Annotated in this window: 17 protein-coding genes; 5 read left to right on the top strand and 12 right to left on the bottom strand. The window is 63.7% G+C overall.

The window, feature by feature from the left end:
• The first annotated feature begins 41 nt into the window (after positions 1-41).
• A complete protein-coding gene (locus WG900_RS03205) occupies positions 42-3,305 on the top strand; it encodes an amidohydrolase family protein (protein ID WP_339964607.1) in 3,264 nt (1,087 codons plus the stop codon).
• A 47-nt stretch (positions 3,306-3,352) separates the two neighbouring features.
• On the opposite strand, the gene WG900_RS03200 is transcribed toward WG900_RS03205, so the two are convergent.
• Positions 3,353-4,594: an acyltransferase family protein gene (locus WG900_RS03200; RefSeq protein ID WP_339964606.1), complete on the bottom strand. Its 1,242-nt coding sequence runs from the start codon at positions 4,592-4,594 to the stop codon at positions 3,353-3,355.
• 291 nt (positions 4,595-4,885) lie between these two features.
• Entirely contained in the window at positions 4,886-5,302 is a 417-nt protein-coding gene (locus WG900_RS03195; protein WP_339964605.1) for an acyltransferase family protein, read from the bottom strand.
• A gap of 357 nt (positions 5,303-5,659) precedes the next feature.
• On the opposite strand from WG900_RS03195, the gene WG900_RS03190 reads away from it, so the two are divergent.
• The 4 genes from WG900_RS03190 (at position 5,660) to WG900_RS03175 (ending at position 8,809) form a co-directional block, all read left to right on the top strand.
• Positions 5,660-6,442, top strand: coding sequence for a succinate dehydrogenase iron-sulfur subunit (locus tag WG900_RS03190; RefSeq protein WP_310533028.1), 783 nt, complete (start codon positions 5,660-5,662; stop codon positions 6,440-6,442).
• Between the two features lie 19 nt (positions 6,443-6,461).
• Positions 6,462-6,926 carry a PaaI family thioesterase gene (locus tag WG900_RS03185; protein ID WP_339964604.1) on the top strand — a complete coding sequence of 155 codons (465 nt, stop codon included), beginning with the start codon at positions 6,462-6,464 and terminating at the stop codon, positions 6,924-6,926.
• Entirely contained in the window at positions 6,923-8,038 is a 1,116-nt protein-coding gene (gene zapE / locus WG900_RS03180; protein ID WP_339964603.1) for a cell division protein ZapE, read from the top strand. The genes WG900_RS03185 and zapE overlap by 4 nt, the downstream gene beginning before the upstream one ends.
• Positions 8,039-8,110: 72 nt before the next feature.
• A complete protein-coding gene (locus tag WG900_RS03175; RefSeq protein WP_339964602.1) occupies positions 8,111-8,809 on the top strand; it encodes a pirin family protein in 699 nt (232 codons plus the stop codon).
• Positions 8,810-9,244: 435 nt separating this feature from the next.
• Here WG900_RS03175 and WG900_RS03170 read toward each other — a convergent pair whose 3' ends face one another.
• The 10 genes from WG900_RS03170 to WG900_RS03125 form a co-directional block, all read right to left on the bottom strand.
• Complete coding sequence (locus WG900_RS03170) at positions 9,245-11,470, bottom strand: EAL domain-containing protein (protein WP_339964601.1); 2,226 nt, start codon at positions 11,468-11,470, stop codon at positions 9,245-9,247.
• Between the two features lie 131 nt (positions 11,471-11,601).
• Positions 11,602-13,497, bottom strand: coding sequence for an XrtA/PEP-CTERM system amidotransferase (locus WG900_RS03165; RefSeq protein WP_339964600.1), 1,896 nt, complete (start codon positions 13,495-13,497; stop codon positions 11,602-11,604).
• A gap of 11 nt (positions 13,498-13,508) precedes the next feature.
• A complete protein-coding gene (gene xrtA / locus WG900_RS03160; protein ID WP_339964599.1) occupies positions 13,509-15,068 on the bottom strand; it encodes an exosortase A in 1,560 nt (519 codons plus the stop codon).
• Entirely contained in the window at positions 15,058-16,281 is a 1,224-nt protein-coding gene (locus WG900_RS03155; protein WP_339964598.1) for a TIGR03087 family PEP-CTERM/XrtA system glycosyltransferase, read from the bottom strand. Before WG900_RS03155 ends, xrtA begins: the two co-directional genes overlap by 11 nt.
• Entirely contained in the window at positions 16,281-17,354 is a 1,074-nt protein-coding gene (locus WG900_RS03150) for a FemAB family XrtA/PEP-CTERM system-associated protein (RefSeq protein ID WP_339964597.1), read from the bottom strand. The genes WG900_RS03155 and WG900_RS03150 overlap by 1 nt, the downstream gene beginning before the upstream one ends.
• Positions 17,351-18,214, bottom strand: a complete 864-nt coding sequence (locus tag WG900_RS03145; protein ID WP_417596903.1) for an XrtA system polysaccharide deacetylase — start codon at positions 18,212-18,214, stop codon at positions 17,351-17,353. Before WG900_RS03145 ends, WG900_RS03150 begins: the two co-directional genes overlap by 4 nt.
• A 38-nt stretch (positions 18,215-18,252) precedes the next feature.
• Complete coding sequence (locus WG900_RS03140; RefSeq protein WP_339964595.1) at positions 18,253-19,449, bottom strand: XrtA/PEP-CTERM system-associated ATPase; 1,197 nt, start codon at positions 19,447-19,449, stop codon at positions 18,253-18,255.
• A gap of 21 nt (positions 19,450-19,470) precedes the next feature.
• Entirely contained in the window at positions 19,471-21,177 is a 1,707-nt protein-coding gene (locus WG900_RS03135; protein ID WP_339964594.1) for a TonB-dependent receptor, read from the bottom strand.
• 4 nt (positions 21,178-21,181) lie between these two features.
• Complete coding sequence (locus tag WG900_RS03130; protein ID WP_339964593.1) at positions 21,182-22,249, bottom strand: AAA family ATPase; 1,068 nt, start codon at positions 22,247-22,249, stop codon at positions 21,182-21,184.
• 10 nt (positions 22,250-22,259) lie between these two features.
• A complete protein-coding gene (locus tag WG900_RS03125) occupies positions 22,260-23,780 on the bottom strand; it encodes an XrtA system polysaccharide chain length determinant (RefSeq protein WP_339964592.1) in 1,521 nt (506 codons plus the stop codon).
• Between the last annotated feature and the right edge of the window lie 4 nt (positions 23,781-23,784).

Genomic DNA, 23,784 nt, shown 5'->3' with positions numbered 1-23,784 from the left:
GCTTGATGTTGCGCCCATTCCGATTTGGGGACACCTTTCGTATGCTTCGCACTTTTGCTGCCGTATCTACCCTCGCCATCGCCATTTCCGCCCCCGCCCTCGCCGCTGAACCAGCCAAGGAAGCCAAGTGGGACGTCAATGCCCCGCCGGGGATGAAGACCCGGCCCATCGCCATCGACACCGCCGAGGGCACGTGGATGAACCTCGACGTTTCGCCCGATGGCAAGCGCGTGGCCTTCGACCTGCTGGGGGATATCTACACCCTGCCAATCGAGGGCGGCACGCCAACCCGCATCGCGGAAGGCCTCGCCTATGAAACGCAGCCGCGCTTCTCGCCCGATGGCAAGCGGATCGCCTTCACTTCCGACCGGGGCGGCGGTGACAACATCTGGATCATGAACGCCGATGGCAGCGACAAGCGCCAGCTGACCACGGAAAACTTCCGCCTGCTCAACCAGCCGAGCTGGAGCCCCGACGGGCAGTACATCGTTGCCAAAAAGCACTTCACCACCCAGCGCTCACTCGGCACCGGGGAGGTCTGGATGTACCACGTTTCGGGCGGTGCCGGCGTGCAACTGGTCAAACGGCCCAACGAAACGCACCAGAAGGAACTGGGCGAACCGATCTTCGCGCCAGATGGCAAGCACATCTATTTCACCCGCAATACCACGCCGGGCGGCACCTTCATCTACGCACAGGACAGCAATACCCAGCTGTTTGCCATCGAACGCTATGACCTTGAAACCGGTGAGACCGATCAGGCCATCGGCGGCGAAGGCGGCGCGGTGCGGGCCACGCCTTCGCCCGATGGCAGCAAGATCGCCTATGTCCGGCGCGAACGGACGAAGTCGAAGCTCTATGTCCGCGATCTTGCCACCGGCACCGACCGCAAGGTTTATGACACGCTCGATCAGGACGTGCAGGAAACCTGGGCCGTGACCGGCGTCTATCCCAACATGGCCTGGACGCCTGACAGCAAGACCATCGTGTTCTGGGCCGGCGGCAAGCTCAACCGGCTCGACCTCGCCTCGGCCAAAGCGAGCGTGATCCCTTTCCGCGTCAATGACACGCGTCTCGTCGTCGATCCCCCGCGCCCGGCCATCCCGGTGGCACCGGCGACGTTCAACACCTCGATCCCGCGCGGCGCGACTGTTTCGCCAGATGGCAGCCAGATCGTCTTCGAAACGCTCGGCAAGCTGTGGGTCAAGCCCGCAGCCGGTGGCACGGCCCGCCGGCTGACCAGCGAGACCGAGGCGATGGAAGCCTATCCCGCATGGTCGCCTGACAGCCGCCGCGTGGCTTTCGTGCGCTGGACCGACACCGGCCTTGGCGAAGTCCGCACGGTGGGAACCGATGGCACCGGCGCAGCTTCCGTCACATCCACCCCCGGACATTATGCGCGCCCCACCTTCTCCCCCGATGGCCGCACAATCGTCTTCGAAAAGCAGCAAGGCGGCGGGCTCGTCTCCCCGCGCAATTCGGCGGAGCCCGGCCTCTACAAGGTCGCGACCACCGGCGGCGCAGTGACCCGCGTGTTGCGCGATGGCGGCCACCCGCAGTTCGGCGCGGCCAGCGACCGCGTGTTCGCCTATGTCTATGAAGGCGGTAAGGGCAAGCTGGTCAGCACCGACCTCAATGGCGAGGCCAAGCGCGTCCATGCCGAGGGCGAGCTGGTGAACGACTATGCGGTTTCGCCGGATGGCAAGTTCTTCGCCTTTCGCCAGAACTATCAAGCCTTCGTCATGCCGATGCTGCCGGGCACCCAGACGCTCTCCGCCCAGCCTTCGGGAACGCCGCTGCCGGTTACCAAGGCCAGCGCTGACGGGGCCGACTGGATCCACTGGTCGAACGCCGGTAACAAGCTGCACTGGTCTCTCGGCCCCGTGCTCTACACCGCCGACCGCGCCACGTTCTTCGCCAATGCCCCCGGCCCGCGCCCGGCGAAGTACACTCCCCCAACCACCGGCGTTTCCCTCTCCATGCCGGTCAGTCTCGACAAGCCGAAGGGTTCGGTTGCCATCACCGGCGCGCGGATCGTCACGATGAACGGCGCAGACGGCGGCGTGATCGAGGACGGCACGATCCTGATCGAGGGCGACCGCATCAAGGCCGTCGGCCCGCGCGCTTCCGTCGCGGTTCCGTCAGGCACGCCCACGGTTGACGCTTCCGGCAAGACGATCATCCCCGGCCTCGTCGATGCCCACGCCCACGGCCCCTACGGCATCGATGAACTGACCTTGCAGGCGAACTGGTCGGAACTGACCAACCTCGCGCTCGGCGTCACCACCCGGCACGATCCGTCAAGCCGGTTGGCGCTGGTCTTCCCGCAGCTGGAAATGCAGCGCGCCGGCCTCGTGCTCGGCCCGCGCAGCTTCTCGACCGGCGAGATCGTCTATGGCGCGAAGAGCCCCGGCGTTTACGCCGAGATCAACTCTTATGAGGACGCGCTTGCCCACGTCCGCCGCCTGAAGGCGCAGGGGGCATTCTCGATCAAGAACTACAACCAGCCCCGCCGCGAGCAGCGCCAGCAGGTGATGCGGGCTGCTATTGCCGAGAACATGCGCTCGGTGGCCGAAGGCGGTTCGCTGTTCGGCTTCGACATGTCACTGATCGCCGATGGCAACACCACGATCGAGCACAACGTGCCGGTCGATGTGATGTACACCGACGTGCTGCAATACTTCTCGCGCTCGAAGGTCGCCTACACGCCGACTCTGGTGGTGACCTATGGCGGCCCGGCGGCCGATCCCTATTGGCGCTCGCACACCGAGATCTGGAAGCACCCGCTGCTGCAAAAGCACGAACCGGCATCGGCCCTCGCCGCCGCCGGCGCGCGCCGCGAAATCGCTCCCGAAGAGGACTATGTCGACGATAACAGCGCGCGCGAGGCGGCCAAGCTCGCCCGGCTCGGCGTGCCGGTATCGATCGGCGCGCATGGTCAGGAAGCCGGGATCGCCGCCCACTGGGAACTGTGGTCCTTCGTGCGCGGCGGCATGACGCCAGTGGAGGCCCTTCGCGCCGGCACCATCGAAAGCGCCCGCAGCCTTGGCTTCGATGCGGATATCGGCAGCCTTGCACTAGGCAAGCTGGCCGATCTTGTCGTGCTCGATGCCGACCCGACCAAGGACATCCGCAATTCGGACAAGATCGCCAAGGTCATGATCGGCGGCCGGCTCTATGACGCGGCCACGCTTAACGAGGAAGTGACCGGCACCCGCAAGCGCCCGGGCTATTGGTGGGAAAGCGAAGGCGGCGCTGCCGGCTTCACCGGTCCTTCGGGCGGTTTGGGCGCGGACGTCGACTGAGTCTTTTACCGGAATCCGGGCCGCTGCCGAAGATCAGCGGCCCAGGTTCAGCGGTTGGCCGGCGGCGGGTTAACAGTGAGCGGCAGGCCTATCGCCTTGATCAGGCCGCTGTGCGGCACCAGACGGCGCGACCCTGCGACGCTGAGGTGGCTGCGGTCGCGGAACACCAGTTTCCCGTCGATAGCGGTGCGGCAAATACCTTCCGGGCATACCGCCTTGTCGAGCTGAACGAACCTAGCTCCGGTGCGCCGCGCCACTTCGTCCAGCAGTTCGCTGACGCGGAGGACCTGCGGATGAATGTCCTGCAGGGTGAAGGCACAGCTTTTCACGGAAAGGTTTGGCAGGCCTTCGCGCTGCCGGACCTCGCACTCGGCAGGATTGAACGTCGGATGCGGCACGGGCGAGACGAGGATGACGCGCTTGCCGCTGGCCTGGAGCCGGCGGATTGCGGCTTCCACTGCGGCAACCAGTTCCTCGGGCCGGGCATCGGTGCGCCCACCAAGCAGGAACGGCGTGTCACCTGTCAGCAGACGAAAGCGCGAACTGATGACAACGACATCGACCGCTTCCACCGCCCCCAGCTGATCGAGCACCGAATCCGTGAACTCAACGCAATTATCCATGGCGATGCGGTAGTAGCCCGGGCGCAACTCCGCAGCACCAGGGATCGGAGCACAGGCGCTGCGCGTAACTTGCAGCAAGGAATTGGCGATGCCCGGTTCGGCCAGCAGGCCGGGCAACAGGTGCATGGCGAAACTGTCTCCCCAGATGGCGATCCTCGGGGCTTGTCCGCTGCGGCACGCCTCTGCCGGCTGCCTGCGATTGCCCAGCTCTCCGCAGTCATTCGCCAGCCCGCGATTGGGGCGCAGTTCGTGGGCAAGCTCGGCCCCCCTCGCCTGCGGACCGCCGATCATCATCGGCAGGCTGGCTGCGGCAATAGCGGCGAGCATGATAACAGGCACGGCAATTGCTCGGCCGCGCTGCGCCCAGAATTCCGCGTGGCGCAACGGCTGTTCGACATGGCGATATTGCAGCCAACCCAAACCAATCGATACAAGCAACAACGCACATTTCAGCCAGAGCGGCGGGTTGCCGAGATAAACCAGCCCCGCAAACCACAGCAGCGGCCAGTGAATCAGATCGATCGAATAGGACCAGTCGCCGATCCGTGCGGTGGCCATTGTGACCAGATTGCCCGGAAGCCAGCCATCCCGTCCCAGCAGGATCAGCGCTGTCGCCGCGCAGACCGCAATCGCTGGCCAGCCCGGCTGGATATGATCCGATGCCATGCACAGATGGCGATGATGGCGGCCAGAGCCGGCCTCCGCCAGAGCAGACCCACGGCAGGACGGCGATGGATCGCCAGCCACGCGCACAGCGATCCGGCCAGCAGTTCCCAAGCCCGTGCCGGAAGCAGATAGAACGCCAGGTTCGCCTTGCCCCCCAAGCGTCGTCCAGTCCACTGCAATGGCCAGACTGGCCAGCAGCCCGGCAAGGATCAGCGCGAGTCGCCAGCGGCGCGGCGTGAATACCAGCGCAACCGGCAGGATCAGGTAATACTGCTCCTCAAGCGAGAGCGACTAGGTGTGCAGCAGCGGCTTCGTCGCCGCCTCGCTATCGAAATAACCCGCCTGGAACAGCAGCGCGACATTGGCGACGAAGGCCAGCGCGCAGTAAAGCTGGCGCAGATAGTCGTGCCACTGCGCCGAAGTCAGGAACAGCCAGCCCAGCAAGGTTGTGGCGAGAAGCGTCGTCCATGCGGCAGGAAGCAGGCGGCGCGCCCGGCGCAGGTAGAAGCCCGTGAAAGTGAATGTCCCGCGCCCCAGCCTGTCCAGAATGATCCGCGTAACGAGATAGCCGGACAGGACAAAGAACAGGTCGACGCCAAGGAAACCGCCGCGCGCGATTCCGGGGAACGCGTGGAAAGCCAGCACGAACATCACCGCGATCCCGCGCAGGACCTGGATATCGAAACGGTGCTCACGCGCTGACTGCATGTCTGCGATTTGACTGAGATGGCCGCACAAGGCCGGAACCTAAGGGTCCGTTTTGCGACTTGTCCGCGTTTTAGCGAACTTTCCTACACGGCTGCGGTCTGCCAAAGTCGGCTGGCTCTTTGACCTGTCCAGACCAACCGAAACCCGAAAAGCCGCGCCCACCAGAGCGGCTTTCGCACATCCAGGCCTCGCGCGCGAAAGACGCTGCGCTGCGCCTGTACTTCATCAACTTGCGTTTACTGCAATCAGGGGAGCGCAGTTCGCACCCGCGTTGCCTGCCCTCAAATACCCTGCCCCCTTGCCCCGCCGCGCTGAATCGCTAGAGGGGTGCGCAAAGCATAGGACGGAACCGGATTCATGGCCGAATTTTTCCTCGACGCGAAGAGCAAGATCAGCGGCAAGGGCCAGCACCACAAGGCTGAGGGTGCCGCGAAGGTGAAGAAGTTCACCGTCTATCGCTATGACCCGGATTCGGGCCAGAACCCGCGTTACGACACGTTCGAGATCGACCTCGAGAAATGCGGGCCGATGGTCCTCGACGCGATCATCAAGATCAAGAACGAGGTCGATCCGACGCTGACCTTCCGCCGTTCGTGCCGCGAAGGCATCTGCGGTTCCTGCGCCATGAACATGAACGGCCGCAACGGCCTCGCCTGCACCACCGCGATCGAAGACCTCAAGGGCGATATCCGCATCACCCCGCTTCCGCACATGGAAGTGATCAAGGACCTCGTCCCCGACTTCACCCATTTCTATGCGCAGTACGCCTCGATCCGCCCCTGGCTGCAATCGGTCACTCCGACGCCTTCGGGCAAGGAGCGCCTGCAGTCGCCCGAACAGCGCGAGAAGCTGGATGGCCTTTACGAGTGCATCCTCTGCGCCTGCTGCTCGACCTCGTGCCCGAGTTATTGGTGGAACTCGGACAAGTTCCTCGGCCCGGCAATTCTGCTTCAGGCCTATCGCTGGCTGGCTGACAGCCGCGACGAAATGACCGGCGAACGGCTCGACGAGCTGGAAGATCCCTTCCGCCTCTATCGCTGCCACACGATCATGAACTGCGCGAACGTCTGCCCCAAGGGTCTTTCACCCGCCAAGGCCATCGCCGAAATCAAGAAGATGCAGGTCGAACGGCACGTTTGACGGGCGCTGCGGCTAAGCCATGACTGACGCCGCCCAGCCCGTTCATATGCGCTGCGAACCCGACCCGGCCAATCCGGGATGGCTGGTCTATGAACTCGGCCCGGAGAGCGCTTATAACCGGGCAGTCCTCGGCAATTTCCTGTGCCGCCGCGAAGGTGATACCTGCCGAGTCCGGTTGCCGATTCAGCCGCACCACGTCAACTCGGCCGGCCGCATCCATGGCGGCATCGTGCTCGGACTTGTCGATGTCGGGATGTTTACCGGGGCCTACGTCCTGTGCGGTATCGAGCCGGCGGGCGCGGTATCGGTCGACCTGCAGTGCCAGTTCATCAGCCCGGGCGATGGCAAGCGGCCACTGGATCTGGTCGTCGAAGTTCTGCGGGAAACGGGGCGCCTGATATTCCTGCGCGGCAAGCTTGTGCAGGATGACGATCTCGTCGCCAGCTTTTCATCGATCGGCCGCAAGCCTACACGGCGTCCATGACAGGCCTAATTCAACGATACGAAGCGCTGGTGGCATCGGGCGAACTGCGCCCCGATGCCGAACAGGCGGCAGCGGCCGAACGGCTGGCTAATTTGCAGCGAGAGCTAGAGTCGACCGCCGCCCCGCGCGGGATGCTCGGCAAACTGTTCACCCGCAAGCCCCCTGCCCCGAAAGGCATATACCTGTGGGGCGGCGTCGGACGCGGCAAGTCCATGCTGATGGACCTGTTCCATGAAAACCTGAACATCCGCCGCAAGCGCCGCGTCCACTTCCACGCCTTCATGATGGAAGTTCATGCCCTGCTCCGCGAAGAGCGCAAGAAGGAAGCGGGCGATCCGATCCCGCCGGTCGCCAAGGCTCTAGGCCAACACATCCGCTGCCTCGCCTTTGACGAAATGGTGGTGAACAACAGCGCCGATGCCATGATCATGAGCCGGCTGTTCACCGCGCTGATCCGCGACGAAGGCGTGACTGTAGTGACGACCTCCAACCGCGCGCCGTCACAGCTTTACAAAGACGGGCTGAACCGCGAGCACTTCTTGCCCTTCATCTCGCTAATTGAACGCGAACTTGACGTGTTGGCACTTAACGGCCCGGTAGATTACCGGCTCGAACGGCTTGGCGGCATGCCCACCTGGCACGTGCCGCTTGGTGAAGCGGCGACGGCGCAGGTACGCGAAGCGTTCTTCCGGCTGACCGACTACTCGCCTGAGGACTACCTGCACGTCCCCTCGGAGGAACTCGATGTCGGTGGCGGGCGCAAGTTGACCGTGCCCAAAACACTCAAGGGCGTCGCCGTATTCAGCTTCAAGAAGCTCTGCGCCGAGGCGCGCGGCGCGCCGGACTACCTGGCTATCGCCCAGAAGTTTCACACGGTCATCCTAGTCGGCATCCCGAAAATGGGGCCGGAAAACCGCAACGAGGCCGCACGTTTCGTCACGCTGATCGACGCGCTGTACGAGCATAAGGTCAAGCTGCTGGCAACAGCGGCAGCAGACCCTGAAGACCTGTACGAAGCCGGCGATGGTCGCTTCGAATTTGACCGCACGATCAGCCGCCTGATGGAAATGCAGAGCGCCGAATACCTTGCATTGGGCCACGGCGAAGACTGACTTGAAACTCCGTCGTCCCGCCCCATATGGCGGTTATTCCGGCGGTCACACCCCGCCGAGGTGGATAATCCAATGATCGATATTCGTCCTTTCGCCAGCCTTGGGGCTGCCGACCACGGCTGGCTCAATGCACGCCATCACTTCAGCTTCGCGAATTATCACGAACCCGCCCGCATGAGTTGGGGCGCGGTCCGCGTCTGGAACGACGATACTATCGCGGCGAAGAAGGGCTTTGACCCGCACCCGCACAACAACATGGAAATCGTCACCTTCGTCCGCTCCGGCGCGATCACGCACCGTGATTCGATGGGCAATGAAGGCCGCACCGGCGCCGGCGACGTTCAGGTGATGAGTGCAGGCAGCGGGGTCGTCCATGCCGAATACAATCTCGAGGACGAAGCCACGACGTTGTTCCAGATCTGGATCATACCTGACGAGCGCGGCGGCGAACCCCATTGGGGCCAGCGCGAATTTCCGCGCGGAGAGCGATCGGGAAAGTGGGAGATTCTCGCCAGCGGCGATCCTGAAGGTGACGATGCGCTTCCGATCCGCGCCGATGCGCGCGTCATGGCGGCAACACTGGCGGCAGGCTCCACGATCACCTATTCTGCTGATCCGGCGCGCCACCAGTATCTCGTGGCACCGGTCGGCCGGGTCAAGGTCAACGGATTGCCTGCTGAACCTCGCGACGGGATCGCCGTGACCGGAGAGACGACGATCATTGTCGAAGCCCTCGACGATACCGAAATTGTGATGGTCGACGCGCGCTAATCCAGCGGCGCGCTAGTCCCATTGGCGCGCAAGGACCCGGAAACCAGTGCTGCAGACCCGGTAGGTCTGCGGCACTGCACCGCTTCACGGCCTGATCGGTTACATGCCCCTGCCGGATTCGCGCTCCTCCCGGATTGACGAAAATCTCCATAGCCAGACGTACAAACACCCCAGCCTAGGGCCGGGGTGCTGAATGATCGGAAATGCTTAACACATTCCGTTCGGTTAACTGCCCTAACTCCTCACCCTCTGGTGATTCGCCAAGCCAATCTCTTATCGACCCCTGATGTCCGGGATTCTAGGAATCCGTTTCAATTCAGAGATTTAGCTTTTACTGGAAGAGCCACTTCCAGATCGACCAACCAAAGTCCATTGCGAGTCTCCAAAAAATTGGACACCCGTCATCTACGCCTAATTTATTCGGTTAACAAGTAGTTAACTTCCTACCTTGCTTAATCGCATCGCCAGGCAGCTCTGGCGGAACTGCTCGAAGCCTTCCGGCCGGCCGATGAAGAATCCTTGTCCGGTGTCGCAGCCCATGCGTGACAGCAGCTCGAATGTCGCCTGATCCTCGATGCCCTCAGCGACAACGCTTTGCTTCAGCGCATGAGCCAGAGAGATCGTGCTTTTGACGATTTCGCGCTCGCGTTCACCGGTCAGAATTCGCGATACGAAGTGCTGGTCGATCTTCAATTCGTCGCTCGGCAGTTCGGCCAGATAGAGCAGGCTGGATTCGCCGGTGCCGAAATCGTCGATAGCCAAACGGAAGCCCATGGCGCGCAGTTGCTGCAGGTTCTGAACGGCAGCGGGGCGATTATAGACCGCAGCGGTTTCGGTCACCTCGATCGTGAACTCGCGGCAATCGATGCCGCGGCGGCGGACGATTTCCGAGATCGATGACAGCAGCGATGGCTTGTCGACCAGCTGGGCTGACAGGTTGATGCTCATCTGGAAGCCCGGGAGGATGCCGGCCATGGCCTGGGCAGCGGTGATGGCTTCCTCGAACACCCAATAGGTCAGTGCATCGATGCGCCCGGCCTTTTCGGCCTGGACGATGAAGGCATCCGGCCGGATCGGACCACGCACCGGGTCGTTCCAGCGCACCAGAGCCTCGGCACCGCAGACACGCGCGCCGCGATAGTCCCACTGCGGTTGGTAGGCGAGCCAGATGTCGCCGTTCTTCATGCCCTCGTCGATCCGGGCGAGCAGCGACAGCTCCCATGGCGCATCGGCAAGCCGCGATGCCTCAAACTGCTCGATCGTCCGCCCGGCCTTGAGCGCTTCATTGGCGCTGGCCAGTGCAGTATTCAGCCGGGTGACGGCGTCGAGGTGGTAATTGCGATCAAGTCCGAAGTGCACGTTCGTATCGAACATGTGGCCGCCAACCAGAAGCGGCGCGGCAAACAAGGCGCGCATGCCTTCAAAATGTTCGGTCTGTTGGTCTAGCGGACAGGAATGCTCGAACCACGCGAAATGGCCGTTCTCGCCGTGATAGATCTGCTCTATTCCGCTGCCCACAGCAAAGCGGCGGGCAACCTGCGCGGCGCATTCGGCATGGAGGCTGGCCGGTAGAGTTGCGAGGAATTCCTCGTACCGGCCGATCACGGCAACCACGATATCGTGGTTGGGCGGCAATTTCGCATCGCTGAGCGCGACGAAGTTCGGGAGACCCGAGGCGCTGGTCTGCAACACGCGGCGGCGCCATTTGCTCCACAGCGTCAGGGCACCAAAGACCGACAAGGCAATGACCCCAGTGGACGGGGGCGAATAGAAGCCGAAGCTTTGCAGTATGGCAGGGGAAGCGAAGACCCCGATCGCCAGGACCGCATAGGCCGACCGGCGGAAGTGCGTGTGGCCGATCCGCGCAATTGCGATTGCACCCAGCACAAAGACAAAGAGCATCGGCAAGTCGCCGATATTGTTGCTGCGCGCGGCGCTGACACTGACGGCACCGGCAATGTCCATGGCCACGGGATTGACACGGCCATGGCCGAAGTACCCGATCTGCGAGTCCGCCGCTGTGCGATCTGCCGATATGATGACTGACCGGCCGGTCAACAGGCCCGTTGCGATCTCGCCGGACGACAATTGGCGCGCCGAAACGATGCGGATCGATTCCGGATCGACCGCAAAATTGGGAATGAAGTAGGCGCTGGGTGATGCCTCGCCGCCGGCGAGATCGACCGCTAGTGAGGGATAGACCTTTCCGCCCGCCTCGACGGCATTGGGCGAGCCTTGAGCGTAGCTCAGGAAATTTACGAACCAGCCGGAATAAGCGACCCGCGCATCACCGATGACGCTGCGGTCGGGGATCTGGACAGCTTCCGGATCAAACCGCTCGACACTGGCAGGCCGGGTCACGACGGTGATCTTCGACCCGAGCGCCCGGATCTTCTTCGCGGTCTCGCTCTCCGCTCCGAAATTGATCGGCTGATCGAAATAGATCGCCTTGGGGGCCTGTGCGACCACCTGATCGATCAGATTGGCCAAGGCTACGTCCGACAATTCGGTGTAGCGCGACCCTCGAGGGGTCGTGACCAGAATGATCGATTGCGGAGCCTCAACCCTTTCGAGGCGAAAACGCGCATTCCAGTACGCATGATCGATCGGCTGGCCAAGCTTCAGCAGCCCGAACAGGCATGCGACAAGTGCCGCAATCACAAGGGGTTTTTTGAGAAACGCCCGCATTTCCTGCTCAGTTTGGATCCATAACAACAGGACTGTAGGAAAATTGGTTTAAAATCTGCTTACCATTGTCCCCGCCGGGATTCCGGTGGAACTCCATTCACTTGTCAGGCGAGTCCGAGCCGGGTGAGCGATTTTTCAAGCATCAGCAGCTGCCAAAGGGCGCGCGAATGGTCACTTCGCCCACCGATATGCGCTTCGGCCATCTGAGCGACTCGTTCCGGCACCATCCACCCGGTGCGGGCCAGCGCTGCGCCCTTGGCGATGCCTCGGGCCTCACCGGCCAGCGGCCCGCGGAACCACTCGGCGATTGGCGTGACAAAGCCCTGCTTGGGCCGGTAAAGGATGTCATCGGGCAAATGCCGCGACATGGCTTTCTTCATCAGCCATTTGCCGTCCATGCCGCGAATACGCATCCGATCAGGCAGGCGCGCCGCGAATTCGACGAGGCGGTGATCGAGCAAGGGTTCGCGCGCCTCGAGCCCCACCGACATGCTGGCCCGGTCAACCTTGGTCAGGATATCGCCGGGTAACCAGAACGCCAAATCGGCGTACTGGGCCTTGTCCAGCCCCGAACGGGCCGGCGCCCCGCGCATCAACTCGATCATCGGCTGCTCGGCGCGGTAATCCCCGCGCAGGGCAAGGTAATCCGGGCTGTACAGGCCATCGCGCAGGCCCGGCGCCATCACGCAGAGCGACTTGGCGTAAGCTGCCTCGCTCGACGAGGCGAGCGATTCAAATGTGGATTTCGCCCGGAGTGGACGCGGTGCCCAGTCCGCCTTTGGCCATACCGCCGCAAGCGATCCGAACAAGGGCGAGCGGATGCCTTGCGGCAGCAAACCGCGCAATCGGTCCTCATTCAACTGGAACCGGTGCCGGCGATATCCGCCCAGCGCTTCATCCGCACCGTCACCCGACAACGCCACCGTCACCGACTCTCGAGCCAACTGGCACACCCGCCAGGTCGGCAGGGCCGAAGCATCGGCAAAGGGTTCATCGAACATGGCGACGAGCGTGTCGATCTCCTCGAAGTCGTCAGGCGATACCTTGCGGGCGCGGTGATCGGTGGCGAAGCGCTTTGCAACCTGAGCGGCATAGTCGCTTTCATCTAGCCCCTTGGTGTCGAAGCCGATCGAGCAGGTCTTGACCGGCTGATTGCTGCTTTGCGCCATCAGCGCGACCACGCTGGAACTGTCGACCCCGCCGGAAAGGAACGCGCCGAGAGGCACGTCGGCGGCCATCCGCGATGTCACTGCCTGTCCCAGCAGATGCAGCAATTCCGCTTCGAGATCGGCTTCCTTGCCCTTGTGCCGATCGGCAAAGGAGATGTCCCACCAGCGCTTCGGCTCCGGCATTGGCTTGCCGTGCGCCAGCAGCAGCGAATGCGCCGCCGGCAGCTTGCGCACACCCTTGATGATCGAGCGGGTGTCCGGGACGTACCCCCAGGCGAGGTAATCCTCAATCGCCAGCGGATCGACCTCGCGCCGCAGCAGCGGATGGGCGAGCAGCGCCTTTAGTTCAGACCCGAATATCACGCTCCCGTCGCTGAGCGAGGCGTGGAACAGCGGCTTTACGCCGAACCGGTCACGCGCAAGGAAAAGCTGGCGGCTGGGCAGGTCATAGATGGCAAACGCGAACATGCCGTTCAGCCGGGGCAGGCAGTCCGGCCCCCATTTCTGCCAGGCGGCAAGGATGACCTCGCTATCGCCATCGGTATGGAACATGGCGCCATAAGTGGCCAGTTCAGCGCGCAGTTCGCGGTAATTGTAGATCTCGCCGTTGAACACCAGCATCGCGCGGCCATCGGTCGAGGCCATTGGCTGCGGCGAGCCGGCAAGATCGATGATCGACAGGCGCCGGTGCCCAAGCCCGACGCCGGGCGCGGTCCAGACTGCGGAGCCATCGGGCCCGCGGTGCGCGATCGCGTCGCACATCTTTTCCACCCGCGCCGGATCGACCGGCTTGGGGGTTTCGAGATGGAAAATTCCTGCAATTCCGCACATATGCCGCGCGCCTACCGGATCGCGCCGACGCGGTCCATCCACACATCGACAGGGCCGATGGCGGATTGGAAGCGCGCGACGCTGGCTTCGGGCTTCAGGGTTCCCGTCTTTTCCGAAGACAGGATGAGCACGGCAGTGGGCCGCGATCGCAACAGCAGGCGGTCCAGCGTGTTGGCCAGTTTCAGGCGGGCATTGCTGCCGGTAAGCGTTCCGCCGCTGCGGTACCATGTGAAGGCGACCCGCTCGATCTGGCCGCGTGCCAGCAGTCGGTCTGCCTTTGAAGCACCAAGCTCCGGCCCCGGCGAAAGCCACGACCATTCGGACTGCGGCATCAGCGCGCCCTCGCCAAAGCCGCCGGCTTCGCGCCCTTCGGACTGGCCCGAATAGAGCGCGTAGAACACGTCCACCGTTTCACCCTGCGCGTTGACATAGCGGCCCAGCAGGCGGTGTTCCGCGCCCGAAGCGCGCGGCTCCCAAGGGGCCTGCGGTATATAGTCGGCGCGCTGCCATCCGGCGACGTCAGGCAGGAACAGTTGTTCGGGCAGACGCGCGGACAGCCGCTCTGCCGCCATCGCCCAGCTCGTCGCGCCAAGTACGGCCAAACCCATGATGACCAGCGCCGGGCGGATGCCGACCGAACGCCGCGACCAGCGATCCAGCAGCGGCGAGGCAAGGATAGCCTCGCCATCAATCATCGGTGCGCCGGGCGGACGGTCGAAGAAGTGCCAGCCCAGCACGATGACCAGCGCGATCACTAGCGCGAAGAAGAACCACCCGTAGACGATGTGATCAAAGCCGGTGGCATATTCGGCGCCCTTGAATTGCGCGACGTAGATCGTCGCCCAGGCACGCACCCCGTTGGCCAGGATCGGCGCGGCAATCGCCAGAACAAGAAAGGCAATGCGCCGTTTCCAGCTGAGGAAACAGACATGCGCCGCCAGCACGCCGAAAGCGATCATGGCGATGAGGAATTTCACCCCCGAACAAGCCTCTGCTACTTCGAACAGGCCGGCGGAGGTATCGATGAAGACGCCATCAATCACGGCGGGAATAGCGGACAAGCGGGTCAGCAGGATCACCATTTCAGCGGTGATCATCTGCAATGCCGGGACCAGCTCGTCACCGAAGGGCACGAGAAATGCCATGTAGGCCAGCGGGAACATAAGCGCCCGGCCAACCTTAGGTCCAAGGATAGCCAGCGCGCTCGCTCCCAGCATGGCGACGGCGGCAGCCTGTCGGATCAGGTTGAAGCCCGAAAAGGCCCCCAGCACCCAAAGGATCGCGGCACCGGCGAACAGCCAAAGGCCGATCCGCCAGCCTATTGGCGTCATCTCGCGCAGTTGCGGCCAGCGTTGCCAAACCAGCCAGCCGATAATCGGCGGGACGAGCAGCACGTGGGTGTAGGTCGAAATGTTCCACCACTGGTCGAACATCGCCGCCCAATCGCGCGCGAAGCAGGCGATCAGCAGCAGCCAGCCGACAGCCAGTCCCGCCGCCGGTTCGCGCCACTGGGCCGGGACTCGGTCGATATAGGTGCGGGGAAAGCCGATGGCCGGCGTTTCACGCGGCATGGCTCTCGCCCTGCCCGGTCATCCCGATGAGTTCGGGGAGCGGTGCCAAGACGGCTTGCCACGAACGCCGGTCCTGCAGATAGCGCCGCGCTGCCAGCCCCATGGTCTTCGCACGCTGACGGTCGCGCAGCAGTGCGATACTGTGGCGGACAAGTGCGTCGTCGTCCTCGCCAATCATGATCTCGCGCCCGTGCTGCGCGCCGATGCCGGTCGCGGCGCCCTCTGAAGCGACGACCGGCACGGCCATGGCCATCGCTTCAAGCACCTTGTTCTGCACCCCGCGCGCAATTTCGAGCGGGACGAGCGCAAGGTCCGCCGCGCGCAAATAGGCGGGCATGGAATCCACCCTGCCCCAGACCCGGCAACCGTCGACGCCGTCGAGCGCCTTGACATGCGCGGTAGGATAGCGGCCGATGATGTGAAGCTGCACGCCGGGAATAACCGAGCGAATTCGCGGCATCAGGCTTCGTGCAGCTCGCAGGACGGCAGCCACGTTGGGCGCGTAGTCCATCTGCCCTGTGAACACGATCTTGTGCCCGGGCAGGCCCGCAAAGACCGGGTCCGGCAGCGTTGAAAATGGGTCGAAAGTCGCCGAATCGATACCGTTCTCGAGCGCCTCGACCCGCGCCGGAACTGTAAGCCGACTGGCAAACAGTGCGGCCTCCTCATGCGATACCAGCAGGCTGGTGTCGGCGCGGGCGGCAAGACGGCGTTCTTCGGCCTTGAGCACCCTGCCCTCGCGCGCGTTAATCAGCCGCATCGCCGGGTTGCCGGACTTGGCATAAGCCTCGAACTTGGCCGAATCGACGTCAACGAAATCGATCACCAGCTTTCCCCGCCAGTTGGCAGGGACATATTGGCCCATCTGGCCGGAGAAGACGTAGATCGCCGAAATGTCGCGCGAGCGGAGCGTGCGTTCAACAAACTGCTCGATTGCGGCATCGTGGAAAGCGGTCAGGCTGACCGGCTGGCCCCGAAGAACGGCCTCTGCCCCGGCGCGCCACATCGGTTTCGTACGCTGGGAGACAATGCTGGTTCGTGCCAGAGCTTCGAGATCGCGCTGGGCTTCGACATCGTTCTCGTCATCAGCGAAAGTTGCAACATGGACGGGGCCGAGTTGCGCCAAAGCTTTCAGCACATGGTGCGAGCGGATCTTGTCGCCCCGGTCCGGCGGGAACGGGATGCGATGGGCCAGGAACAGGATCTCTCCCATCAGCCCAGGCCCTTGGCGATCAGCGGCCCCAACCGGTTGGCAACCGCGAGGGGCAGACGCTGCCAGACGGCGATCTGCATGGCGTGCTTGGCGCTCGTCGGATCGGCATCGCGCACCGGCTGGCCGGGCGCAGTCCAGGCGGCATAGGATAGCGGCTCGGGCTCAAAGCCCCAGTTGCGCTTGAAGTGATAGGCACCGCTGCCCGTCTTCGACCGGCCGAAATCGAACGAGGAGCAACCCCGGCGGCGGGCGTGGAGCATTAGCTCGAAATACATCCGGTCATTGGCGCGCAAGCGCCGCGCGTCCCACGTGCCGCCGCCCCAATAGGGCATAACTGCGCCGCGATGATAGAGCGAGAGGACCGACGCGACAGGGCGTTCGCCTTCATAGATCGTCAGGATGTCGGCAGCGTCACCGAACCGGTCGAGGACGGCGTCGAACAGAGCGCGCGGAAAAACCGGCGTGCCAAGGTTGCGCACTGATTCCGCGTAGACGGCGTAATGTACAGCGCGATCCTTGGTTGACGTGCCGATCTCGACCCGCAGATTCTTCTCAAGGCCTTTGCGGACTTCGGCGCGCTGTTTGCGCGGAATGGCAAGCAGTTCAGCTTCATCATCGGCGGCGAGTGGACGCGCGAAGCCGCAATGCGATTCGGTTTTGATGACCCAACCGGCGCGATCTTGCGGCAGGTCGCCGCCGCGCAGTTCGATCGACGGGCACGAGCGCATGAGCGCCTGGCGCTCGGCCTCGGCCAGCAAAGCGTCGCCATCGCAGCCGGCGGTCAGCAGCCCGCCGCCAACGGCAAAGCCGCTCGATGCCAGCATCCGGCCAAATATCGGTGAATGGATTTCATTAAGCGGCAGCCAGGCGCAGACGGCCCCGCCCCGCTCGCCAATCAGGCCGAGCGCACGGTTTCCAGTTCCTGCCGCGACGGCGCAAAGCCACGCTGGGCGGTGGAACGGGGTTGCGCCGGGACGGTCAGCAAGGAAGCCTTCGAGGCGCGCAGCCTCGCCCGCGTCGGCGGGATCTATCAGGCGCAGCGTTATTGCTTCCGGACGAAACGGCGCGTTCATGCCGCGAGCCTGAGCGGAGCAGCGCGCGAAGCTTCGCCCGCCACCAGCGCGTCCATCCGGCCCCAGACGAAGTCGCCGAGCAATTGGCGCAGCTTCGCGGCCATGACGTCGAGGTTGGTGTAATGCCTGAACTGCGACTTGAACGGCGCATTTTTCATGCGCGGCTGGTCGGGATCGACCTCCCACGGATGGAAATAGAATACCGCGGGCCGGCGGTCTCGTTCATTCACCTGACGGATCGCCCAGCGTGAAAAAGCGTAAGGCAGCACGCGGAAGAATCCCCCGCCACCTGCGGCAAGGCGCCGGCCGGCAAATTCTGCCGTTGTCACCGGAACCTCGATCAGGTCCGAGTCCGTCATCGGCTGGAAGGCAAAGCGCGGCGCGGCGCGCCAGCCGTAGTGATCGTGCGCGATCGGCGCGACGCTTGAGGAATAGGTGTAGCCCTGCTCGGCGAGCACCTCGAAGGCCCAGGGTGTGCGCTGGTCGATCGAGAAACTCGGTGCGCGGTAGCCGGTGGCGGCCTGACCACTTGCCTGTTCAATCGCCTCGCGGGCGCGCTTCAGGTCTGCGGCGAAAGCCTCGGCCCCCAGCGTGAAGACCCGGGCGTGATCCCACCCGTGGCTGGCGATTTCGTGACCGGCATCGGCAATGCGCCGCATCATGGCGGGATGACGCTCTGCCACCCAGCCCAGCGTGAAGAACGTCGCCTTCACGCCGGCATCGTCAAACAGACCGAGAATCAGGTCGCAATTGCGCTCGACCCGGCTGGCATGACCGTCCCACTCCGAACGCGCGATGGTGCGTTCAAAGGCGCCGACCTGGAACCATTCCTCGACGTCGACCGACAGGCCATTGATGATCGGTTGGCGATCCAAGAGCGCGACCCCTCTTCGCCCGATCAGGCTGCAATCTGTTCGTCGGCCTCAAGCCATTCGACCAGCATGGCAAGCGTGTGGCGAACAGTCTGTTCCTGTTCGACAAGCCGCGCTTCCAGTTCCTCGATCCGCTGATTGAGCGCATCGACAGCACCGTTGTCTACGCTCACCACAGGCGCGGGATGTTCATTGCCATTGGCGAGTTCGAGCACAGCCTGCTGCAATTCGGAAATCTGCGCGTCGCGAGCAGCCAGAGCGGCCTCAAAATCGGCATTGCTGGGCGCCGCTTCGGCAGCGGCCACGGCCTGATAGGCCGGCGAAGCATCGACCTGCGCAGATGGACGCGGCAGGTTCCCCGGCGCGCGAACCGGCTCGGGCCGGGGCCGGCGGGTCGAGAGCGGCAGCGCCGTATCGTCGGCCAACTCTGCCAGCACCTGCTGCAGCATCGCGGCATCAATGCGCGTGCGTTCCTCGACAGCGCCGAGCAACATGAGACGGTTGAAGATCTGGTTTATCCGGCGCGGCACGCCGCCCGAGGCTTCGTAAAGCTCCGCAAAGACGCGCTGGTCGAAGCTGGGGTTGCCCTGCCAGCCGACGCACGACAGGCGGTGTTCGACATAGGGCTGAACTTCCGCCGGCTGCATCGCATCAAGGTGATGCGCCGCGATCACGCGCTGGCGCAGTTGTTCCAGCTGCGGCGAAAGCTGGATCAGGTCGCGGAATTCAGGCTGGCCGAGCAGAAGCGTCTGCAGCAGGGGATGCGCGCCAAGCTGGAAGTTGGACAACATGCGCAGCTCTTCAAGCGCGCTGATCGACAGGTTCTGCACCTCGTCGACCACCAGCAGGCAGCGGCGTCCAGCGCGCGCTTCTTCGTGAAGGAAGCCCTCGATTGCGCCAAGCGCGGCGGCCTTGTCATGGCCTTCGATCATCAGGCCGAAAGCCTGCGCGATGACGTGGATGATCTCTTCGCCATCCAGCGACGAGGTGACGACCTGCGCTGCGGTCAGCCGCGCGGGGTCGATCGTCGCCATAAGGTGCGCGACCAAGGTGGACTTGCCTGCCCCGACTTCACCAGTAATGACCACGAAGCCTTCGCCCTGGGCCAGACCGTAGGACAGGTACGACAGTGCCTTGCGGTGGGTTCCGCTCTCGAAATAGAACGATGCATCGGGCGTCAGCTGGAACGGCTTGCCCTTCAGGCCATAGAAATCATCAAACATGGTCAGCTTCCCCTAGCAGGCTCAGAACGAATACCGGACGCCGACCAGCGCCGAGGCGCTCCACAGGTCGGGCAGGGTTTCGCGGTTCAGTCCATCGACACCGACGGCGAGATTTGCCGTCAGGTGATCGGTGATATTGCGGAAATAGGCGGCGCTGGCACCCAGCGTGGTGCCATCTTCGGCCGTCACGAAACCCGAGTTGAACCAGGTCGCATAGACGTTTGTGGCAAAGCGCGAGTTCGCATCGATGCGGCCATTGAGATAGGCCGACATCCAGTAGTTCTCGTCCACCAGGCCGTTGGCGGAAGCGAGGATCGTTCCCGGAGCGGCGATAAATTTGCGGCGGTCATAGCCAAGGCCGACACCGGTCTGCAGGTTGCCAAGGTCATAGCCAAGGCTCGCCGCGACACCGCGCGAACGGAAGGTCGACGAGCGCACCGAACCGAGCGCATTGCCGAGGCAATTGCCGCCTTCGAGACTGGCAAGACAGGTATTGAGATCGCCCGTCAGCGGATTGCGGTTGGCCTGGAAGTTCGTCGGCAGATTTGCCAGCGCCTTGTTCAACTGGCCGCCGAAGCCCGCGATGTTGTCATAGACGGCGATGTTCAGGCTCATGCGGCGATTGGGCGCATAGGCGAAGGTGCCGTAATAGCTTGTCGTGCCGTACCGCTTGCCGACATGGGCTTCGAGCGCGGTGCGCTTGGACGGGCGCCACATCACGCCGGCATCCCAGATGAAGCCGCTGGTGTCATAGGCAAGCACGCGCGGGCTGGACTTGTCGGTAACGTAGCGGCCGTTCGATCCGCGGATCGGCGCGCCAAGCGCATCGCGCTGAACATCGCGCGCGGAGATCTCGACGTCCTCGTAACCGACGCCGCCAACCAGCGCGAGATCGCGCGAAACCGGCAGGGTCACGTCGACCCGGGCGTGCAGGTCCTTCACCCGCTGATCGAGGTTGGAGATGTCTTCCTGATAATAGCCTGCGCCGGCACCGATGCCGACCGGCAGCATGGCACCGGGGCTGACACCGGCATGCAACTCAGCGTTGTGCGAGGTCGAATGATCGAACACGTCGACCGCCGGTCCGCCGACAGCAGTGGCGATCGAGCTGTCCGTGCCGACCTTGGTATAGCCAATGCGGTAGCCGCCATCGATGGCAACATCGCCGGCGCGCGACTTGATCGTCGGGCCGCCATAGACCGACCAGACCTGCGTCGAACCGCCGCCGACAAAACGACCGCCCGGGGTGATCGAACCGTTCGCTTCCACTTTGGAGCGCGCCGCCATGGCACCGGCTTCAAGGTTCAGTGCATTAGGCACGACTGCCACACCGACGCGGGCGATGCCGCTGATCGTGTCACCATCAGCGGCCTTGCCGTAACCGAAGCGGCGCTCATAGCGGACCGAGGCGGCGCCCTTGGTGTTGCGGCCTTCGATGCTGGCATCAAGGCCGGCGGCAATCGCCGAATAGGTAAGGAAGTCGCTGCCGGGCGAAAGCTCGGCCGTGGCGACTTGCGATGCCTCGATATACGGCGTGATCGACACCTTCTTGCCCGAACGGCCGCGCTTTCCGCGCGAATCGCTCGACTTGGCATCATCGCCATCATCGTCGCTGCTGCCGACCTTGCTCGACCCGTCGTAGGACATGGTCTGGGCATGGGCATGAAGCGGCAGGGCCAGCGCCATGCCAAGTGATGCGAGTACGAGTTTGCTGGTGCGCGTGTTCATCGCACTACCCCCTGTATCCATAATAGGAACCAAAACGGCGGCCGCTCGGGCTGAAATGCACCCCGTTGAGCAGCAGCTGGATATTCGGGCAGGCCGAAAGCAGCGAGATCGCGTCTTCCAGGGCGCCCTGCCCGGTCTTGTCGCACCGGGCGACCACAACGGCCTGACCGGCATACTTGGCAAGTTCGGCAGCAGGCGAAGCCGCCAGCGCCGGGGGGGAATCGAAAATGACGATGCGGTTCGGCGCGCCCTGCACCAGCCGGTCGAGCACCTGCGCGGTGTGCGACGACGCCAATTGCTCGGTATCACTGTTGGTCATCGACCCTGCCGGAAGCACGTAGAGGCCGCTGACATCGGTGCCAATCACGCAATCCGCAACGTCGATCGAAGGATCGGTCAAGGCATCCATGAGCCCCTTGCCGCCGGGCAGACCGAGCGTTGAAAGCACGGATGGCTTGGCGAAATCGGCATCGACCAGCACGACTTCGCTTTCCTTCTCTGCCGCGATCGACAGGGCAAGGTTGACCGACGTGTAGGTCTTGCCCTCGCCCGGAAGCGGAGAGCAGATGAGGATGCGCTGGGCCGCATAGCCCATACCGCCGCGCGCCAGTTCCTTGGCCTGCAGCAGCAGCTGCCGTTTGATAATGCGGAATTCTTCAAGCAGACCGGAAACCCCGCCTTCGGGCTGGATCATGCCTTGCTGGCGCAGCAGCGCGCGATCGATCTTGTGGCGCGGTCCGTTGAACGTGACCGGTTCGACAGCGATCGCCGGTGCGGCGGGAGCGGCCGGAATTGGGGCCTGAGCCGGAGCGGCACTAGGCGCGGCCGGCGCATCCTCGATCCGCTCAAGGCGACTCGGCGCAGGCTCGGGCGCGACGGGCGCAGCTTCCAGCGGCTGTTCGTCCATCCGCCGGACCTTGCGCAGTTGCCGGCGCGGCGGGATCAGCTCTGCCGGGATCGGCATGCCGCCCAGCGAAGCGAGGTCGAGGCCTTCGCTTGCGCGTTCGAGTGACGACTTGCGGCGCGGCTGCACGGCATCTGACGGAAGGGGGATCTTGGTCTGTTCGGTCATCGTTTCACCCTCACGCCACCATGCCGACCTGGATCATCTCTGACACCAGCAGCAGGACGAAGACGCCGAGCAGGGCGACGCAGCCCGCATAAAACTGCTTCATCCGCTTGCGGCGCAGCGCACGTCCGGCTTCGTTCAGCGTCTGGCTGATCGCGCCAAGCACTGGCAGTCCAAGCGAGCGCTCCAGCTTGGCCGTGGTCGCAAACGTCGAGCGCAACTGGCCAACCGCGAAAGCCGCGCCGATGCCGGCACCAATGCCCATGATCAGCACGCCAAACAGCAGCAGCGGGCGATTGGGTGCCGCAGGGCCGCGCGGCGTGGTCGGCGGATCGATGATCTGGAACTTGGCGGTGCCCTGTTCGGTTTCCACCTGGCCACGCAGGCGCAGCGCCTCGCGGTCGGCGAACAGCTTGTCATACTGCGTCTTGAGCTGCTCATAATCGCGGCTGATGCGCTGGGCCTCGGCGGCCACTTCGGGATTCTGGATCTGCTTGGCTATGACCTGCGACATCTCGGTCTGCACCGAAGCGCGGCGCGATTGCAGCGCCTGAACATTGGCCTGGCGTTCGGCACGGATCGACACCAGCGAAGAATAGGCCGGGTTCGGCTGGCCCACCGGGCCGCCTTCATTGGCAGCGGCGGAACGGAGCGAGGCGATCTGGTTCTTGAGCGTGATGACGTCCGGATGGTTGTCGGTCAGGCCGCGCGCGCGCATTCCGGCCAATTGGCCCTGCGCCTCAGCGAGCGCGCCCCGGGCGCCGCCCGACTGGCCAATGCCCTGCAAGGTCTGCGGCGTGCCGGCAAGCTGGCCGTTGATCGCAGCCAGCGCACTCTGCGCGGCTGCGAGGTCGGCATCGAGACCGCGCAGTTCAGACCGGCTGGCCTCCATGCGCTGCAAGACCGACGAACCGCCCTGTGCAAGTTCAGGGAAGCGCGCTTCGAATTCGGTGCGCTTCTTTTCGGCTTCTTCCAGCGCCTTCTGGCGCGAGGCGAGCTGCTGGTCGAGGAATTCGAGATTGGAGCCCATGGCGCCATTGCCGCCAACGAGATTTTCCTCGCGGAAGATATCGATCAGTTTCTGGACGATGTCCTGCGCCAGCTTGGCGGTTTCGGCATCGGACAGAGATCCATCGCTCGCGACGGCGCTGATCTTGAACAGGTTGTCCTGCTCGCTTTCGACCTTGATCTTCTTAGACAGTGACTGGATCACCGATTCCATCTGCTTGGGCGTAGTGACGCCGTCGCCAAGACGGGTGGAGCGGACGACCTTTTCCAGGTTCACCGCGCCGGTCAGCGTCTGGCGAACGCGTTCAATGTCGCGCTTGCGATCGTTGACGCCAACGCCGATCTGTTCGGCCAGCGGGTCTTCGAGGTGGACGAAAATGCGGGCTCGCGATTCATAGCTGTTCGGGATCATCGCCACGACAAGCCAGCCCAGCATGCAGACGGCCCAGGCGACGGCCAGCACCACCCACCGGCGATGCCAGACGCTGTAGACCGCAGAGCGGAGTTCGTCGAAAACCGAGTTCATGTGT

The sequence above is a fragment of the Novosphingobium aquae genome (assembly GCF_037572715.1).
GTDB lineage: Bacteria > Pseudomonadota > Alphaproteobacteria > Sphingomonadales > Sphingomonadaceae > Novosphingobium > Novosphingobium aquae.
The sequence above is the reverse complement of the archived record's forward strand: the minus strand, read 5'-3'. Positions and strand labels throughout refer to the sequence as shown.

Excerpts from the sequence above, each read along its gene's own strand:
- WG900_RS03205 (WP_339964607.1), top strand. The coding sequence starts at position 42 with ATGCTTCGCACTTTTGCTGCCGTATCTACCCTCGCCATCGCCATTTCC.
- WG900_RS03200 (WP_339964606.1), bottom strand. The coding sequence starts at position 4,594 with ATGGCATCGGATCATATCCAGCCGGGCTGGCCAGCGATTGCGGTCTGC.
- WG900_RS03195 (WP_339964605.1), bottom strand. The coding sequence starts at position 5,302 with ATGCAGTCAGCGCGTGAGCACCGTTTCGATATCCAGGTCCTGCGCGGG.
- WG900_RS03190 (WP_310533028.1), top strand. The coding sequence starts at position 5,660 with ATGGCCGAATTTTTCCTCGACGCGAAGAGCAAGATCAGCGGCAAGGGC.
- WG900_RS03185 (WP_339964604.1), top strand. The coding sequence starts at position 6,462 with ATGACTGACGCCGCCCAGCCCGTTCATATGCGCTGCGAACCCGACCCG.
- zapE (WP_339964603.1), top strand. The coding sequence starts at position 6,923 with ATGACAGGCCTAATTCAACGATACGAAGCGCTGGTGGCATCGGGCGAA.
- WG900_RS03175 (WP_339964602.1), top strand. The coding sequence starts at position 8,111 with ATGATCGATATTCGTCCTTTCGCCAGCCTTGGGGCTGCCGACCACGGC.
- WG900_RS03165 (WP_339964600.1), bottom strand. The coding sequence starts at position 13,497 with ATGTGCGGAATTGCAGGAATTTTCCATCTCGAAACCCCCAAGCCGGTC.
- xrtA (WP_339964599.1), bottom strand. The coding sequence starts at position 15,068 with ATGCCGCGTGAAACGCCGGCCATCGGCTTTCCCCGCACCTATATCGAC.
- WG900_RS03155 (WP_339964598.1), bottom strand. The coding sequence starts at position 16,281 with ATGGGAGAGATCCTGTTCCTGGCCCATCGCATCCCGTTCCCGCCGGAC.
- WG900_RS03150 (WP_339964597.1), bottom strand. The coding sequence starts at position 17,354 with ATGAACGCGCCGTTTCGTCCGGAAGCAATAACGCTGCGCCTGATAGAT.
- WG900_RS03140 (WP_339964595.1), bottom strand. The coding sequence starts at position 19,449 with ATGTTTGATGATTTCTATGGCCTGAAGGGCAAGCCGTTCCAGCTGACG.
- WG900_RS03135 (WP_339964594.1), bottom strand. The coding sequence starts at position 21,177 with ATGAACACGCGCACCAGCAAACTCGTACTCGCATCACTTGGCATGGCG.
- WG900_RS03130 (WP_339964593.1), bottom strand. The coding sequence starts at position 22,249 with ATGACCGAACAGACCAAGATCCCCCTTCCGTCAGATGCCGTGCAGCCG.
- WG900_RS03125 (WP_339964592.1), bottom strand. The coding sequence starts at position 23,780 with ATGAACTCGGTTTTCGACGAACTCCGCTCTGCGGTCTACAGCGTCTGG.